Consider the following 15,920-nt stretch of genomic DNA (forward strand, 5'->3'; position numbering starts at 1 on the left):
TGGATATTGAACGGCACCCTCTAGGGTGAGGATGTGCGCCTCCTCCTGATGTCCGACACCCACCTGCCCAAGCGGGCCAGGGAACTGCCCGCCCCCTTGCTCGCCGAACTCCCGACGGCCGACGTCGTGTTCCACGCCGGGGACTGGGTCGACGTGGACACCCTCGATCTGCTGGAGGCCCGTTGTCGCAGGCTCGTCGGGGTGTACGGGAACAACGACGGGGCCGATCTGCGTGCGCGGCTGCCCGAGGTGGCGTACGCGGAACTGGGCGGGGTGCGGTTCGGCGTGATCCATGAGACGGGCGGCAAGCAGGGCCGGGAGCAGCGGTGCGCCGCCCGCTTCCCCGATCTGGACGTGCTGGTCTTCGGCCACAGCCACATCCCCTGGGACACCACGGCGCCCTCCGGCCTGCGGCTGCTGAACCCGGGCTCCCCGACGGACCGGCGCAGCCGGCCCCACTGCACGTACATGACCGCCACGGTCGCCGAGGGGCGGCTCACGGACGTGGAACTGCACCGGCTGCCGCCCCGCGCACCGCGCTGAACCGCTGAGGGGTGGCGGTGCCGGAGGTCGGGGCAGGCAGCTCGTCGCCGAGGGGCTCGTCACGGACGAGGAGACCGAACGGCACCTCGCCGACATCTCCGCCGGACGCCTCGACCTCGCCACCTCCCCGATGATCTCGGCCCGGGGCCGCCGTCCGACGGGCGACGGCCCGCAGTCCTTCCTCTAGAGTCGGCCCCATGACGGAGGCACCGGCACTGGACCGTGGCGCGCGGTCCCGCGACGCGATACTGGACACCGCCGGCGAGCTGATGTCGCGCCATGGCTACGCCGCCACGTCCATCTCGATGATCTCCACCGCATGCGGTCTGCCGGTCAGCTCGATCTACTGGCACTTCCGCAGCAAGGACGGGATCTACGTCGCGGTGCTGGAGCGGGCGAGGATCGCGCTGCTGGCTGCGCTGCCCCCGGCCGCGGTGCCGGGCGCCGACGTCGCGGAGCGTCTGGACACCTTCCTCACCGGGCTCGCGGGCGCGTTCCGATGCCACCCACGAGGCGTGAAGCTGCTGTTGGGACTGGGCATGGTGCAAAAGGACGCCAGCGCGGCGGCCGTGGCCGAGGTGCGTCACTACCGCGACGCGCTGGTGGCCTGGGCCCGGGACTCCCTCAGCTCGGTCTTCCCACTGCGTGACCGTCCCGAGGTGGCGGACGAACTGGCGCGCTTCACGCTGAGGATGACGAGCGGAACCGCTGTGGCCCGCTGGTTCGAGCCGGACGCCGCTCTGGAGACCGAACCGCTGCGCGTGGCATTGTCGGCGCTGGCCGCCCACCACGGCGTTCCCGCAAGCGGCGCCCCTGGCGACGGCGAGGTCAGGGGGTGTGACGCGGCGTCATGACCCGGCCTCGTATGCGCCGATGTCGCAGCCGGCGCCCTGGGGGCGCGTGACGCCGCGCTGGTCGGCGGCCGGGCAGCCGTCGGCCCCGTCCCGGGCGGGGCTCCCCGGCAGCAGCGCGACGGTGTCGGTGGGGCCGCCGTTGTCCGCGAGCGGTCCCAGCAGGGGTGTACGGCTGGGCAGATCGCCCGCGCCGGTCAGCCGGCAGCTGCCGTCGCCGTCGAGGTTGTGGCCCTGCGACGTGATGGTGGCGAAGGCCTTCTTGCAGTCGGCGGGCGCGCCGTCGACGGAGTTGCCGGCGATCACGGAGTTGCGCAGCGTCATGCGCCCGAGAGGCAGATCGATGATGTCGGGGAGCGGGAAGGGCAGACTGTCGAGGTAGGCGGGTGCGATGTTGATCCCGCCTCCGCCGTCGCTGGAACGGTTGCCGGTGATGGTCGAGTTGAGGATCTCCACAAGGCCGGTGCCCCTGATGTCGATGCCTCCGCCGTACCCGGCGAGGCTGCCGGGCCGGTCGCCGGGGTTCGTCACCCGGTTGTCCGCGATCGTCGAGTTGGTCACGGTACCGGTGGCGTCGAACCTGATGCCGCCGGCCTCTCCCGCGGTGTTCCCGCTGACGGTGCTGTCGATCAGGTCGAGGTGGGAGTCCGGGACGTTGAAGATGCCTCCGCCGTAACCGGCGGAGTTCCCGGTCACGGCGACCCGCCGCAGCGTCATGTGATGGCCGTTGGCGATCGCGCCACCACCGGTGTCGGTGATGGGCAGTTCGCGCTGCGCGGTCACCCCTCTGGTGATCGTCAGGTCGGACAGCCGTGAGTCCGCCTGCATCCGGAAGGCCCGGTCCAGGCGGTTGGCGTCGATGACGGTGGTCCGGGCGCCACCGCCCTTGATCGTGACGGGGGCGGCGACGTTCAGGTCGCCCGTGGTGGGGTCGGGGTGGTCGCCGATGATCAGCCGCGGGTCCGGCGGGATCGTCAGCCGGTAGTGGCCGGGAGGCAGCGTGATCGTGCTGCCCGGCCGGGCGTTGGCGGCCATCACCGCGGCACGCAGGCTGCAGTGGCCCGTGGCGGTGAGACAGCGGCCGTCCGCCCCGTCGGCGTCGACCGCGTCGGACGTGGTGTCCACGGTGAACTCCGCGGGACCTGAGTCCACGGGAACGGCGGCATGGGCGACGGGAAGTGCGGCGGTGGCGAGGAGGACGGCGCTGATGGCGGCTGTGACGGTGGTGCGTTGCATGAGGAACCCCTCTCGGCGAGGCATCCGGGCGTACCAGGACTCGGCTTTGTGAGGACTTCGTGCCGGTGAGCGATGCGCGGCTCGTGCGGGGAACGGCGTCGGATCGTCCGGGGGTGAGCCTCCGGGGTACCGTCCGCGGTCTGGAGGGAGCGTTCCATTCAGACCGCACCGTGTCCACCGGCGAACCCGGAAATGGCCGAATGGGGATGCCGCCGCCACGGGGCGGTAGAGGGGGCCGGAGCCGGACCGAAGCGGGGCGTGGAGGCCGTGATGTCCGACATCCGCTGGGCGGTCGTCGACGTGTTCCGGGGCGGCCCGGAGGCGCGCCGATGAGCGGGCTCGCAGCGGTACGGGCCGAGCCGGAGCGGTCCTTCGCCCGGCCGGCCCGGCCCGAGCGGGGCGGGGCCGGGCGGGGGCTACGGGCGTGCGCCTTGCCGGGGCTCCTCGCGCAGGCGATCGGCAGCGCCGACGGCTGCGAGGGCGTGATGGCCGAACATTTCAGCCTTGTGCGGGCGACATCCGGCGCGGCAGCGCGTACGGAATCACCCGGGCGGACGGAACTACCCTTCCGGCAAGGGACGTTGAGCAGCAGTACCTTGCGGCGGGGCGGTCAGGCGGTATCCCGGCTGCTCCGGGCGTCCCTCACACCCTCCCAAGTGGCGTCGGACATCGCCGCGTCGCGGTTCAGCTCGTCCGCGGTCCGCATGAGCGAACGGCCGGGAACGGTCAGCCGGTCGGGTCGAGAACGATCTTGCGGACGCCGTCGGAGCGGCCGGCGAACAATTCGTACGCCGCCGGTCCGTCGGAGAGGGCGAAGCGGTGGGAGACCACGACCTCGGGCTTGATCCGTCCGGCACGGGTGAGGGCGATCAGGGGAGGGAGTTCGTAGTGCACCGAGCACAGCCCTATGGCGAACTCCAGTTCCTTGATCTGCGCCAGGTACATGTGGAACGGGAACGCCTTGTTCTGGCTGACCCCGATGACGCTCACGCGGCCGGCCTGCCGGACGGCCTTGACGGCGAGTTCGATGGTCGCGTCGGAGCCCACGGCCTCCACCACGGCGTCCGGTCCACGGCCGGAGGTCATCTCCCGGATGGCCGACCGCACGTCGTCCCCCTCGACCGGCTCGACGCCCAGGCCGGCGGCGAAGGCGCGGCGCTCCGCGACCAGGTCCACGCCCAGCACCCGGGCCGCGCCCATCGCGAAGGCGGACTGAGCGGCCATGAGACCGACCGGGCCCAGGCCGATGACCAGGACGGTCTCACCGGGCTGGATGCGGGCACGGCGGCAGCCGTACCAGGCGGTGGGGGCGTTGTCCGTCAGGACGACGGCGGCCTCGTCGGAGATGTCCTCGGGCAGGGGCACCAGATTCACGTCGGCGCAGGGCACCGCCAGGGCCTGGGCCTGGCTGCCCGGGAGCTTCGGGCTGACTCCGTAGCAGAGGTCCGTGCTCGACGTGGCGCGCTCGCACCGGGCGGTGAACCCGGCCGCGCACTGCCGGCACTGCGCACAGCCGACCGAGGCGGGCACCAGGACCCGGTCGCCGGGCTTGAACCGGGTGACCTGGGCACCGGTCTCGACGACCACGCCGACGCATTCGTGTCCCGGTGTGTAGCCCAGTTCGGGGCTGAACCCGTGGCCGTCGTAGATGTGCAGGTCGCTGCCGCAGATGCCGGCCGCGGTCACCCGCACCACCGCGTCGGCGGGCCTGGTGACGGCCGGGTCGGGGGCGTCCCCGTAGCGGATGTCGTGACGGCCGTGGTAGGTCAGTGCCTTCATCGGATCGTTCCCTCCCTGTCCCTTCCTCCCTCCGGTCCGGTCAGTCCGCGATCTTCAGCACCAGCTTGCCGCGGTTGTCACCACGGAACAGCCGCATCAGGGTGTCGGGGAACTCCGTGACCGAGCCGGACACCACGTCCTCCAGGGACTTCAGCCGGCCCTCCGCCCGCCACGCGGCCATCTGCGCGATGCCCTCCGCGTACCGGTCGGCCCAGTCGAACACCACGATGCCCGTCATGGAGGCGCGGTTCACCAGCAGCGACAGGTAGTTGGCGGGGCCTTGCGGCTTGGTGCTGTTGTACTGGGAGATCGCGCCGCACACGACGATGCGGGCGCCGCGCGCCAGCCGCAGCAGCACGGCGTCAAGGACCTCGCCGCCGACGTTGTCGAAGTACACGTCGACGCCGTCGGGGGCGTGCTCGCGCAGGGCCTTGCGGACGTCCTCGCTCTGGTAGTCGATCGCGGCGTCGAACCCGAACTCGTCGACCACCATCCGGCACTTGGCCTTGCCGCCGGCGATGCCGATGACCCGGCATCCGAGGATCTTGGCGATCTGCCCGACGACGCTGCCGACGGCCCCGGCCGCTCCGGAGACCACGACGGTCTGCCCCGGCTCGGGACGCCCGACCTCGATCAGGCCGAAGTAGGCCGTCAGACCCGACATGCCGAGCGTCCCGAGATAGGTCGGCAAGGGAGCGGCCGCGGGGTCGACCTTGGTCACGCCGCGCCCGTCCGACACGCAGTACTCCTGCACGCCGAACGTGCCCGACACATGGTCGCCGACCGCGAATCCGGAGTGCCGGGAGGCGACCACCCTGCCCACGGCGCCGGCGCGCATCACCTCGCCGATCTCCACCGGGCGGATGTAGGACCTGCCCGCGTTCATCCAGCCGCGCATCGCCGGGTCGATCGACAGACAGAGCACCTGTACCAGGATCTCCCCGTCGCCCGGCTGCCCCGCCGGCTCCTCGACGTGCTCCCAGTCGGTGGGGCGCGGCTCTCCCACGGGACGTGCGGCCAGGCGTATCTGGCGGTTGATCGTGCTCATCTCCGGCGCCTCTCCTCGGCTACATACCGCCCAGTCGGTACGGCCGTGAGCGTACGGGTGCCCGCCGTCCGAGGCAAGAGCCGGGGCGCCACGACTCCCGGCCCGTGCGGTCGGCCGGAGGGCGGGGGGGCTACTCCTGCCCCGGCACCGCCATCTCCCCGAGGAGCGACCAGTCGTCCTGCGGGATGCTCGCGTTCACGATGCGCGGCGTCTCGGCCAGATGCGGAGGCAGCGTCTGCTGGGCGGCCTTGAAGTGCGCGGACTGCACATGTGCGGCTCCGGCCTCGTCATCGCGGAAGGCCTCGACGAGGACGTACTCCGTCGGCTCGTCCACGCTGCGCGACCAGTCGAACCACAGGCAGCCGGGCTCGGCGCGCGTCGCCCGGGTGAAGTCGGCGGCGATCTCGGGCCAGCGGTCGGCGTGCTCGGGGCGGACACGGAACTTGGCGGTGATGAAGATCATGGGATTCCCTTCGGGAAGTGCTGAAGCATTGACCTGCGGTTGGCGACTCGATCGTACGGACCCGGCTCGATGGCGATGTGACGGGAGCCGTGCCGGTGATCAGGAGGACCGGTATGGATGCACCGCCCCCTCCGTCGCCGTCAGCGGCGCGCCGCTGCCGCCCCACCGCAGCGCCACGATCTCGGCGGCGACGGACACCGCCACCTCCTCGGGCGTACGCGCCCCGAGATCGAGGCCGACCGGTGAGCGCAGCCGGGACAGCTCGCCGCCGGTGAGACCGGCCTCGGCCAGCCGTGCCGCCCGGTCGGCGTGGGTGCGGCGGCTGCCCATCGCCCCGATGTAGGCGGCCGGGCGGCGCAGCGCCTCCGTCAGCAGCGGCACGTCGAACTTCGGGTCGTGGGTGAGGACGCAGATCACCGTGCGCTCGTCCGTGACGGTGTCGCGCAGATAGCGGTGCGGCCACTCGGCGACCACCTCGACGCCCTCCGGGAAGCGCCGGGGTGTGGCGAAGGCGGGACGGGCGTCGCAGACGGTGACCCGGTAGCCGAGGAAGTCCCCGATGCGGGCCACAGCCGCGGCGTAGTCGATCGCGCCGAAGACCAGCATCCGCGGTGGTGGCGCGAAGGACTGCAGGAACACGCTCACCGAGTCCTCGCGGCGCTGCCCCTCGGGCCCGTAGTGCCGCAGGCCGGTCGCGCCGAGGGCGAGTTCGCCGCGGGCGTCGGCGGTCACGGCCGCGTCCAGGCCGCTCGCGCCGAGCGTGCCGAGGGTCCGGTCCGGCCAGGCGGTGAGGGCCGCCCCGCGCGGGGCCGGGCCGTCGGTCACGGTCGCCACGGTGACCGGCTCGCCCGCCGCGACCGAGTCCGCGACGGCGCCGAAGCCGGGGTCCTGCTCGGGCGTGACCGCGCGCACGAGCAGAGTGATCTCGCCGCCGCAGGTCAGGCCCACCGCGAAGGCATCCTCGTCGCTGTAGCCGTAGGTCTCCAGCCGGGCCTCGCCGCCCGCGGCGACCTCCTGCGCCAGCTCGAGCACGGCGCCCTCGACACAGCCGCCGGAGACGCTGCCCACGACCTCCTCGTCCGGGCCCACCGCCATCGCCGCGCCCGGGTCGCGCGGCGCGCTGCGGCTGACCTGGACGACCGTCGCGAGCCCGAACGGCACCCCGGCCGCGTACCAGCGGCCGAGTACCGGGAGAACGTCACGCACGAGCCGCTCCCTTCCTTGCGCGCACCCCGCCGGGTACCCCGGCGGCGGTTAATTCCGTTGTGACCCTCCGTGCCGGTCTGCTGCACTGCTCAGGACAGCGACGTCACCGAGTCCGAAGGAGCGCCAGATGCGCCGTGCGTACATGTCCCCCCAGTCAGGAAAGGACCTCTCTTCAAAGGACATGACGCTTCGTGCACATGCTCAACCTCGGAATTCTCGCCCATGTCGACGCCGGTAAGACCAGCCTGACCGAGCGGCTGCTCCATTCGGCCGGGGTGATCGACGAGATCGGCAGCGTCGACGACGGGAACACCCGCACCGACACCCTCGCCCTGGAGCGCCGGCGCGGCATCACCATCAAGTCCGCCGTCGTCTCCTTCCCGCTCGACGGCGTGACCGTCAACCTCATCGACACCCCCGGCCACCCCGACTTCATCGCCGAGGTGGAGCGCGTCCTCGGCGTGCTCGACGGCGTCGTCCTGGTGATCTCCGCCGTGGAAGGCGTGCAGGCGCAGACGCGGGTGCTGATGCGGACGCTGCGGCGGCTGCGCATCCCGACCCTGCTCTTCGTCAACAAGATCGACCGGAGCGGGGCGCGCCACGAGGCGGTGCTGCGGGAGATCTCGGCCCGGCTGACCCCGGCGATCGTGCCGATGGGGACCGCCACCGGCCTCGGCACCCGCGCGGCCCGCTTCACCCCCGGGCTCGGACCGGCCGCCGCCCTCGACGTCCTGACCGGGCACGACGACGCCCTGCTGGCCGCGTACGTCGAGAACACCGTCACGGACGCGTCGCTGCACGGCTCCCTCGTCGCGCAGACCCGGGAGGCGCTCGTCCACCCGGTCTACTTCGGCTCCGCCGCCACGGGCGCGGGCGTGCGGGCGCTCCTGTCCGGCATCGAAACGCTGCTTCCCACTGCCGACGGCGACGCCGACGGGCCGGTGTCCGCCACCGTGTTCAAGGTCGACCGGGGCCCGGCGGGGGAGAAGGTCGCCTACGTCCGGATGTTCTCCGGGACCCTGCGCACCCGCGACCGGGTTCCCTTCGGAACGGACGGCGCCGAAGGCCGGATCACCGGCATCAGCGTCTTCGGCCACGGCGCGGACACCCGCGAGGACTCCGTCGTCGCCGGCCGGATCGCCCGCCTCACCGGGCTCGGCGACATCCGGATCGGCGACGCGATCGGCGAACCCCGCAAGGCCTACGAGCACTTCTTCGCTCCACCGACCCTGGAGACGGTCGTCGTCCCCGGCCCGGGGGTGAACCGGGGAGCGCTGCACCTCGCGCTCACCCAGCTCGCCGAGCAGGACCCGCTGATCGGCCTGCGCCGCGACGAACGCCGCCAGGAGACCTCGGTCTCGCTCTACGGCGAGGTGCAGAAGGAAGTCATCCAGGCCACCCTCGCCGAGGAGTACTGCCTCGACGTCACCTTCCGCGAGACGACCCCGCTCTGCGTCGAACGGCCCGTCGGCACCGGGCAGGCCGTGGAGTTCAACAAGAAGGACCCGAACCCGTTCCTCGCGACGGTCGGCCTGCGCGTCGACCCCGCGCCGGCCGGCTCGGGCGTCGGCTTCCGGCTGGAGGTGGAGCTCGGGTCGATGCCGTACGCCTTCTTCAAGGCCGTCGAGGACACCGTGCGCGAGACCCTCGACCAGGGTCTGCACGGCTGGCAGGTCACCGACTGCGTGGTCACCATGACCCACAGCGGCTACTCGCCCCGGCAGAGCCACGCCCACCAGGGCTTCGACAAGAGCATGTCGAGCACGGGGGCCGACTTCCGCGGCGTGACCCCGCTGGTGCTGATCGAGGCGCTGCGGCGGGCCGGGACGCGGGTCCACGAGCCGATGCACCACTTCCGCGTCGAAGCGCCCGCCGACACCCTCGGCGCCCTGCTGCCGGTCCTCGCCGGGCTCGGGGCCGTACCCGAGAGGACGCGCGACCGGGAGGACGTCTGCGTCCTCGAAGGCACCGTGCCGGCCGCCCGGGTGCACGCCCTGGAACAACGGCTGCCGGGACTCACCCGCGGCGAGGGCGAGCTGGAGAGCTCCTTCGCCCACTACGCGCCGGTCACCCACGGCACGATTCCCGAGCGCCCGCGCACCGACCACAACCCGCTGAACAGGAAGGAGTACCTGTTGAACGTGACACGAAGGGCGGGCGGCTGAGGTGTGCGGCCCGGGCGAGCGGGAACTTACTCCAGAGTCAGGGGTGTTGACGGTGTCCTGATATCGCCGGACTGTAGTGGACATGCCAACCATCCGAGCGCGTCTGCTGGTCGTCCTGGTCGTCCTGTTCGGCTCCGTGTCGGTGGCGGGCGTCCCGCCGGCCACCGCCGCCCCTCCCGGCCCCCTCTGGTTCGACGACCCGGCCGTCACCGTGCGGAACGGCCGCTTCACCGACGCCCACGGCCGCGAGATCGTGCTGCGCGGCTACAACGTCTCCGGCGAGACCAAACTCGCGGAGAACAAGGGACTGCCCTTCGCGTCGGTCGCCGACGCCCGCACCTCGGCGACCGCGCTGCGCGCCCTCGGCGGTGGCAACACCGTCCGCTTCCTGCTCTCATGGGCGTACGCCGAGCCGGAGCGCGGCCAGGTCGACACGGCCTACCTGGCCGCCGCGACCGACCAGATGAAAGCGTTCCTCGACGCCGGCATCCGCGTCTACCCCGACTTCCACCAGGACCTCTACTCCCGGCACCTCTTCGACCGTGACAGCTGGTACACCGGCGACGGCGCGCCCAAGTGGGCGGTGGACGCCGGGAACTACCCGGACGAGTCCTGCGGCATCTGCCTCTTCTGGGGGCAGAACATCACCCAGAACGAGGCCGTGAAGCGCGCCACGCACGACTTCTGGCACAACGCGCACGGCGTGCAGGACGCCTTCCTCACCACCGCCCAGAAGACCATGGCGTACGTGCAACAGCACCTCAGCGCCCATCAGTTCAAGGGCGTCGTCGGCTTCGACCCGTACAACGAGCCGCACGCGGGCGTGTACGACTCCGGGCAGACCAGCCGCGCCTGGGAGAAGGACGTGCTCTGGCCGTTCTACGAGAAGTTCCGGGCCCGCATGGACACGGCCGGCTGGCGCGACAAGCCCGCCTTCGTCGAACCGAACCTCTTCTGGAACGCCAACCTCGACTTCCAGAAGCAGGAGGGCGGCCTTCTCGACGCCGGCACACTCGGACCGCGCTACGTCTTCAACACCCACTTCTACGACCAGAAGGCCATCTCCGGCGTCTTCATGTGGGGCAAGGCCGCCGACGGCCAGTACGCGGGCGACTTCCGCACCGTCCGCGACCGCGCCGCCGCCGCGCAGACGGCCGCCGTGGTCAGCGAGTTCGGACACCCCCTGGCCGGCCACGTCGCCGACAAGGCGCCGACCGTCCTCAAGGCGATGTACCAGGCCCTCGACTCCCGCCTCAAGGGTGCCGACTGGTGGTCCGACCCGGCCGCCTCGGGGCCCGTGCTCTCCGGCTCCCAGTGGCAGTGGGACATCTACAACGGCCGCCACCGCGAGCTGATGAACGGCAACCCCGACAAGGTGCTCACCAGCGGCGACGCCTGGAACGACGAGGACCTCTCCGCCGTACGCCTCGACGACTCCGGCAAACCGGTGCTGCGCCAGGACGCCCGGCTCCTGGACCGCCTCTACCCCAGCGCCACGGCCGGCCGGACCGTCGGCTTCACCTACGAGGACCGCTCCCGGGACGGGTCGACGACCCTGACCTGGAATCCGGTGCCCGGCTCCCTGCCGCACGTGCAACGACTCGTGGGGTCCGGGCAGTACGGGCTGCTGCTGTGGCGCTCAGGCGGCGGCGCCGCACCCACCGAACTGCACCTGCCGGCGAGCTTCCCGACCGCGTCCACCACCGTCGTCTCCGACCTGGGCACGGTCCACGCCCCGCCGGCCCACACCTCGACGACACCGGTCGGCGTGGCGCCGGAGCCCGGCGGCACGGGAAGCCGCCGCCTGCTGCTCACCGCGCCGGACTCGGGCGTCCTGCACTACGCGCTGGTGACCAACGGGGCGACGGCTCCCTCGGCGGATCTGCTCGCCGCGGCCCGCTCCGAACTGGCGGCGTGGGCGGCGAGGGAGGTCAACCAGCGGAAGGGCTAGTCCAATCGGCCTGCACCCTGCCGAGCCGGACGCGCTGCGGGTGGTCGCCGACCGGCACGGACACGACCTTCTTGCCGGTGGCGAAGTCGATGGCCGTGACCTGGTCGGTGCCGCTCTCGGAGACCACGCAGGACTTGCCGTCACCGCTGACCGTGGCCCAGTAGGGCTTGGAGGCGGTGACGAGCGGGCCCTCCTGGAGGGTGGCGCGGTCGACGACGGTGGCGTAGTCGTCCATCGTGCCCGCGACGCACAGCTTGCGGCCGTCCGGGCTCATCGAGATGCCGTGGTGGCGCGAGTCGTTGACGAAGGTCGTGCGGTCGTCGCTGGTCGCCGGGTTCTTCGGCAGGGTCTTGGTGCGGGTGATCTTGCCGGTGGCGATGTCGTACTCGAAGAAGCCGTTGAAGAAGGAGACCTGGAAGTACAGCTTCGACTCGTCCGGGGAGAAGACGGCCGGGCGGACGGCGTCGGAGTAGTCCTTGAGACCGAGCGCGTCCAGCTGCGGACGCATGTCGATGACCTTGACCTGCTTGTACGTCGTGGCGTCGACGACCGTGATGCGCCGGTCGCCCTTCGTCCAGTCCAGCCACGGGGCGTCGGTCTGCGTGTTCACGTCGCCGATCGCCATGTTGTAGATGTACTTGCCGTCCTGGGTGAAGATGTTCTCGTGCGGCTTGTCGCCGGTGCCGAACTTGCCCAGTTCCCTGCCGGAGACGATGTCCAGCACATGGACGGTGTTGGAGGTCGAAGCCGACACGGCGACGCGTTTGCCGTCGGGGGAGACGGCCATGTGGTCCGAGCGGTAACCGGACACGGGGAAGCGCCAGTTGAGCCGCCCCGAGGCGAGGTCGATCGAGACGACGTCGGCGAAGCTCGGCCGGGAGACGACCACCGAGGTCCCGTCCGGCGTCGCGTACATGTCGTCGACGAACTGGTCGTGGCCCTCGCCGACGCTGTTGCGGATCGCCATGAAGTAGATCCACTTGATCGGATCGGCGTTGATCGCCGCCATCCGCTCGTCCTTGTCGGGGATGACGTTGATGCGGCCGATCTTCGCGAAGTCACCGGATGACCGGATCACGTCGGCGGTGCCGTCCCAGTTGTTGCCCACGAACAGCACCTCGCGCAGTGCGGCGGAGGAGCCCGGGGCGGTCGTTGTGGAGGCGGTCGCGGCGGTCGCGGGGGCGGTGACGGTCAGGGCGAGGGCGGCGGCTACGGAGCACAGGTGCCGGCGTCGCAAGACGGGCATGACTGCTCCCCTCTCTGCTGTGGGAACGCTGCTGTGGGGTCTCTGCTGGGGGGCGAGCATCGTGAGTGGGACATGCCAAAGCTGGGCGTGTGAGATCTGAACACACGTGCTTTCAGAGTGAACTTACTGAAAAGTAAGGAAGGGGCGGCCTTCTCCACAAGACCGCGTGCACGACAAAATCAGTGTTCGAACGAAACGAAGGGAGAGCCGGTGCCGGGCAGACTCAGAGCGCCGACCGGCCGCTACGGCGGCAAAACCGCTCAGGAGCGGCAGGCCGAGCGGCGCCGGCGGTTCCTCGACGCGGCGCTCCAACTGTTCGGCGACACCCCCGGCTTCCGCTCCACCACGGTCGCGGCCCTCAGCGAGGCGGCCGGGCTGTCCACGCGGCAGTTCTACGAGGAGTTCCGCACCCTCGAGGACGTGCTCGCCGCTCTGCACCTCCAGGTCAACGGCTGGGCCGAGGCGGCGGTCCTGGAGGCGGCCGCTGGCGCGGCGGAGCTGCCGCTCGTCGAACGCGCCACCGCCATCTTCCGCGCCTACGCCGGGAACGTCGCCGCCGATCCGCGCCGGATCCGCATCACCTTCGTCGAGATCATCGGCGTCAGCCCTCGCCTGGAGGAGCAGCGGCTGGCCCGGCGGGCCGGCTGGGTCGACCTCATCTGCGCCGAGGCCGACGCGGCCGCCGCGCGCGGAGAGGCCGCCCCCCGCGACTACCGCCTCGCCGCGACGGGTTTCATCGGCAGCGTCAACGGCCTGCTGCACGACTGGAGCGCCGGCTGGGTCGACGCGACCCTCGACGAGGTCGTCGACGAACTGGTCCGGCAGTTGCTGGGGATCTTGTGGCCGCGGGGGTGGAAGCAGGGAGGGTGAGCGACCGGCACCGCGGACCAGGGGCCGGACGGCGGCGCCTGAGTCAGGTGCCCAGGAGCCCCCTCGATCTGGGCCTGACCGGCTATGGACTCAACAAGCGCTTCCTGACCGCGGCGAGGACTTCCGTGCGGCTGCGCGGGCCGTTGTCGGCTGCGATGAGGTGGTCGCCGATGCGCAGCGAGAAGGTGATCAGGCAGCGGGCCTCGACATCACCCTCGTCGGGACAGAAGGCCCCGTAGAGCTCGCGCAGATAGTCCATGCGCCGGTTGTCGGCCCGGCGGAGGCAGCGCGCGACGCCCTCGTCGCGCCGGGCCCAGTCGCGGATGGCGAGCTCGACCCCGGCGCTGGTCACGTGCGACTCGCCCGATCCCACGAAGTCGAAGAGGCGCCCGAGCCGCTCACGGGCATCGCCCCCGTCGCGCTCGATCCGCTCGATGACATCCTCGGTGACCGCGCGTTCCCAGGTGTCGAGCATCTCTTCCAGCAGACCGGCGCGGTTGCGGAAGTAGCCGTAGAAGCCGCCCTTGCTGACGCCGAGCGCCTGGGCGAGGACCTCGACCCGGACTGCCTCGGGGCCGCCGGTGGCGAGCGCTCGCAGCCCCTCCTGGATCCACTTGTCCCGCGGCGTACGGATCGCGCCCACGTGGTGTCTCCCCTCACATGTCCCGGCCAAGTATACGGAGCCGTATAGATGGGTCTATGCTCGATCTATACGCCACCGTATAGACAAGGATCTGCCATGAGCGATCTGCGCCTTCCCTCGACCGACCACACGTCCCGCCCCTGGCGGATCCACGAGATCGCCGGCGACTTCCGGCTCGAGGATCTGTGGGCGCTGCCGACGCCGGGCGGCCCGGACGACCTGCACCACCTGGTCCAGCAGATGGCGGGCGGCAAGGGTGGCCCGGACGGCGGCAACCTCGTGGGTCGCTTCCTCTTCGCGGTGCGCTGGAAGCTCGGCGCGCTGCTCGGCTGGGACAAGCCGGACTCGGGCGTCGGCGGCCGGGTGGCGACACTGCGCGACCGGCTGCCGGACGACCTGCGCGCAGGGCCGCAGGGGCCCGACCTCAGCTCGGCGCCTTTCACATCCGTCTTCCAGACACACGACGAGTGGGCCGCCGAGTACGCCAACAAGACCATGCACGGGGTGATGCACATCGGCTGGGTCCCCGACGGGAACGGCGGCTACCGAGGCCAGATGGCCGTCCTGGTGAAGCCCAACGGCCGCCTGGGCTCCCTGTACATGCTCGGTATCAAACCGTTCCGGTACCTGGGGGTGTACCCGGCCCTCATCCGGTCGATCGGCCGGGAGTGGCGAGAGAACACGGCGCGCCGAACCGCACGCTGAGGGGCACCGGAACCGCTCAGACCGACGCCAGCACCACCAGATCCACCGCCGCCAGCAGCGCGACCCCCAGCAGCAGTGCGGCCAGCAGCCGTGCGCGGAGTGCGCGGTACACCGTCTCGTACTCGCCGCGCAGTTCCTCCCCGCGCCGGGCCGTGCGCTGCCACGACGCCCGGGCGAGGGCCAGATGCTCCGCCGCGAACTGCCGCTCCACCTCAGCCCGTCGATCCTCCGGCAACCAGTCGAGCCCGGCGGCGAAGCGGGCGGCGGCCGTGCGGGACTCCTCCCGTGCGGCGGCGGCCAGCAGATGGCCCTCGACCTCGTTGTGGAACGCCCGCAGGTCCACGGGGAGCCCTTCCATGGCGGTCATCGGAGCGTCAACTCCCGCTCCGCCGCCGCGATGGTGTCGTGGTGCAGGTCGAACGCCGCGGACTCGCTGCGGATCCTCGGCAGGGCGACGAAGTTGTGCCGCGGCGGCGGGCAGGAGGTCGCCCACTCCAGGGAACGGCCGTAGCCCCACGGGTCGTCGACGCCGACCGGCTTGGCGTACTTGGCCGTCTTCCACACGTTGTAGAAGAACGGCAGCATCGACATGCCGAGCAGGAACGAGAAGACGCTCGACACCGTGTTGAGCGTGGTAAGGCCCTCCACCGCCAGATAGTCGGGGATCCGCCGCTGCATGCCCTCGGCGCCCAGCCAGTGCTGGACCAGGAACGTGCCGTGGAAGCCGATGAACAGCGTCCAGAAGGTGATCTTGCCGAGGCGCTCGTCCAGCATCTTGCCGGTCCACTTCGGCCACCAGAAGTGGAAGCCGGAGAACATCGCGAACACGACCGTCCCGAAGATCACGTAGTGGAAGTGCGCCACCACGAAGTACGAGTCGGAGACATGGAAGTCGATCGGCGGCGAGGCCAGCAGCACACCCGTCAGACCGCCGAACACGAACGTGATCAGAAAGCCCGTGGCCCACAACATCGGGGTCTCGAAGGACAGGCTTCCGCGCCACATGGTGCCGATCCAGTTGAAGAACTTCACACCGGTCGGTACGGCGATGAGGAACGTCATGAAGGAGAAGAACGGCAGCAGCACGCCGCCGGTGACGTACATGTGGTGCGCCCACACCGTCACGGACAGACCCGCGATCGCGATGGTCGCGCCGATCAGACCCGTGTAACCGAACATCGGCTTACGGGAGAAGACCGGGATGACCTCGGAGA

The 15,920-nt window shown here is 71.1% G+C and carries 15 protein-coding genes and 1 pseudogene; 7 read left to right on the plus strand and 9 right to left on the minus strand.

All coding sequences use genetic code 11. The features are described from left to right. The first annotated feature begins 33 nt into the window (after positions 1-33). The 3 genes and pseudogenes from K4G64_RS10945 to K4G64_RS10950 all read left to right on the plus strand — a co-directional run bounded on the left by K4G64_RS10945 (position 34) and on the right by K4G64_RS10950 (position 1,397). Positions 34-543 carry a metallophosphoesterase gene (locus K4G64_RS10945; protein ID WP_221755831.1) on the plus strand — a complete coding sequence of 170 codons (510 nt, stop codon included), beginning with the start codon at positions 34-36 and terminating at the stop codon, positions 541-543. A gap of 37 nt (positions 544-580) precedes the next feature. Continuing rightward, positions 581-730 (plus strand): annotated as a pseudogene (locus K4G64_RS40060) (SAM-dependent methyltransferase); the annotation flags it as partial. 10 nt (positions 731-740) lie between these two features. After that, the gene (locus K4G64_RS10950) at positions 741-1,397 is read left to right on the plus strand and encodes a TetR/AcrR family transcriptional regulator (RefSeq protein WP_221755832.1); all 657 of its coding nucleotides are present in this window, start codon (positions 741-743) and stop codon (positions 1,395-1,397) included. On the opposite strand, the gene K4G64_RS10955 is transcribed toward K4G64_RS10950, so the two are convergent. The 5 genes from K4G64_RS10955 to K4G64_RS10975 form a co-directional block, all read right to left on the minus strand. After that, positions 1,392-2,630 (minus strand): right-handed parallel beta-helix repeat-containing protein, encoded by a 1,239-nt coding sequence (locus tag K4G64_RS10955; RefSeq protein ID WP_260460307.1) that lies wholly within the window; start codon positions 2,628-2,630, stop codon positions 1,392-1,394. The genes K4G64_RS10950 and K4G64_RS10955 overlap by 6 nt on opposite strands. A 726-nt stretch (positions 2,631-3,356) precedes the next feature. Then, the gene (locus K4G64_RS10960) at positions 3,357-4,409 is read right to left on the minus strand and encodes an alcohol dehydrogenase catalytic domain-containing protein (protein ID WP_221755834.1); all 1,053 of its coding nucleotides are present in this window, start codon (positions 4,407-4,409) and stop codon (positions 3,357-3,359) included. 40 nt (positions 4,410-4,449) lie between these two features. Beyond that, a complete protein-coding gene (locus K4G64_RS10965) occupies positions 4,450-5,457 on the minus strand; it encodes an NADP-dependent oxidoreductase (RefSeq protein ID WP_221755835.1) in 1,008 nt (335 codons plus the stop codon). A gap of 130 nt (positions 5,458-5,587) precedes the next feature. Continuing rightward, complete coding sequence (locus K4G64_RS10970) at positions 5,588-5,920, minus strand: putative quinol monooxygenase (protein ID WP_221755836.1); 333 nt, start codon at positions 5,918-5,920, stop codon at positions 5,588-5,590. Positions 5,921-6,019: 99 nt separating this feature from the next. After that, positions 6,020-7,126 (minus strand): XdhC/CoxI family protein, encoded by a 1,107-nt coding sequence (locus K4G64_RS10975; protein WP_221755837.1) that lies wholly within the window; start codon positions 7,124-7,126, stop codon positions 6,020-6,022. A gap of 191 nt (positions 7,127-7,317) precedes the next feature. On the opposite strand from K4G64_RS10975, the gene K4G64_RS10980 reads away from it, so the two are divergent. Both K4G64_RS10980 and K4G64_RS10985 read left to right on the plus strand, forming a co-directional pair. Beyond that, positions 7,318-9,291 carry a translation factor GTPase family protein gene (locus tag K4G64_RS10980; RefSeq protein ID WP_221755838.1) on the plus strand — a complete coding sequence of 658 codons (1,974 nt, stop codon included), beginning with the start codon at positions 7,318-7,320 and terminating at the stop codon, positions 9,289-9,291. Between the two features lie 82 nt (positions 9,292-9,373). After that, positions 9,374-11,242 carry a cellulase family glycosylhydrolase gene (locus tag K4G64_RS10985; RefSeq protein ID WP_221755839.1) on the plus strand — a complete coding sequence of 623 codons (1,869 nt, stop codon included), beginning with the start codon at positions 9,374-9,376 and terminating at the stop codon, positions 11,240-11,242. Here the strand turns inward: K4G64_RS10985 and K4G64_RS10990 are convergent. Beyond that, the gene (locus K4G64_RS10990) at positions 11,223-12,488 is read right to left on the minus strand and encodes a YncE family protein (protein ID WP_221755840.1); all 1,266 of its coding nucleotides are present in this window, start codon (positions 12,486-12,488) and stop codon (positions 11,223-11,225) included. The two genes, K4G64_RS10985 and K4G64_RS10990, sit on opposite strands and share 20 nt — an antisense overlap. A 210-nt stretch (positions 12,489-12,698) precedes the next feature. Here K4G64_RS10990 and K4G64_RS10995 point away from each other — a divergent pair, with 210 nt between their 5' ends. Further along, entirely contained in the window at positions 12,699-13,358 is a 660-nt protein-coding gene (locus K4G64_RS10995; RefSeq protein ID WP_221755841.1) for a TetR/AcrR family transcriptional regulator, read from the plus strand. Between the two features lie 82 nt (positions 13,359-13,440). On the opposite strand, the gene K4G64_RS11000 is transcribed toward K4G64_RS10995, so the two are convergent. Beyond that, positions 13,441-14,001: a TetR/AcrR family transcriptional regulator gene (locus K4G64_RS11000; protein WP_221755842.1), complete on the minus strand. Its 561-nt coding sequence runs from the start codon at positions 13,999-14,001 to the stop codon at positions 13,441-13,443. A 96-nt stretch (positions 14,002-14,097) separates the two neighbouring features. Between K4G64_RS11000 and K4G64_RS11005 the strand changes: the two genes are divergently transcribed. Next, entirely contained in the window at positions 14,098-14,706 is a 609-nt protein-coding gene (locus K4G64_RS11005) for a DUF2867 domain-containing protein (RefSeq protein ID WP_221755843.1), read from the plus strand. A gap of 16 nt (positions 14,707-14,722) precedes the next feature. Here the strand turns inward: K4G64_RS11005 and K4G64_RS11010 are convergent, their stop codons facing one another. After that, complete coding sequence (locus tag K4G64_RS11010; RefSeq protein WP_221755844.1) at positions 14,723-15,073, minus strand: hypothetical protein; 351 nt, start codon at positions 15,071-15,073, stop codon at positions 14,723-14,725. Then, on the minus strand, positions 15,070-15,920 hold an 851-nt coding region (locus K4G64_RS11015; protein WP_221755845.1), incomplete at its 5' end, for a cbb3-type cytochrome c oxidase subunit I. The genes K4G64_RS11015 and K4G64_RS11010, both read right to left, overlap by 4 nt.

Origin of the sequence: Streptomyces sp. WAC04114 (genome assembly GCF_019733245.1) — a bacterium.
GTDB classification, from domain to species: domain Bacteria; phylum Actinomycetota; class Actinomycetes; order Streptomycetales; family Streptomycetaceae; genus Streptomyces; species Streptomyces massasporeus_A.

Bases quoted from the DNA above. Each gene is read 5' to 3' on its own strand.
- K4G64_RS10950 (WP_221755832.1), top strand. From the start codon at position 741: ATGACGGAGGCACCGGCACTGGACCGTGGCGCGCGGTCCCGCGACGCG.
- K4G64_RS10955 (WP_260460307.1), bottom strand. From the start codon at position 2,630: ATGCAACGCACCACCGTCACAGCCGCCATCAGCGCCGTCCTCCTCGCC.
- K4G64_RS10960 (WP_221755834.1), bottom strand. From the start codon at position 4,409: ATGAAGGCACTGACCTACCACGGCCGTCACGACATCCGCTACGGGGAC.
- K4G64_RS10965 (WP_221755835.1), bottom strand. From the start codon at position 5,457: ATGAGCACGATCAACCGCCAGATACGCCTGGCCGCACGTCCCGTGGGA.
- K4G64_RS10970 (WP_221755836.1), bottom strand. From the start codon at position 5,920: ATGATCTTCATCACCGCCAAGTTCCGTGTCCGCCCCGAGCACGCCGAC.
- K4G64_RS10985 (WP_221755839.1), top strand. From the start codon at position 9,374: ATGCCAACCATCCGAGCGCGTCTGCTGGTCGTCCTGGTCGTCCTGTTC.
- K4G64_RS10990 (WP_221755840.1), bottom strand. From the start codon at position 12,488: ATGCCCGTCTTGCGACGCCGGCACCTGTGCTCCGTAGCCGCCGCCCTC.
- K4G64_RS11005 (WP_221755843.1), top strand. From the start codon at position 14,098: ATGAGCGATCTGCGCCTTCCCTCGACCGACCACACGTCCCGCCCCTGG.
- K4G64_RS11010 (WP_221755844.1), bottom strand. From the start codon at position 15,073: ATGACCGCCATGGAAGGGCTCCCCGTGGACCTGCGGGCGTTCCACAAC.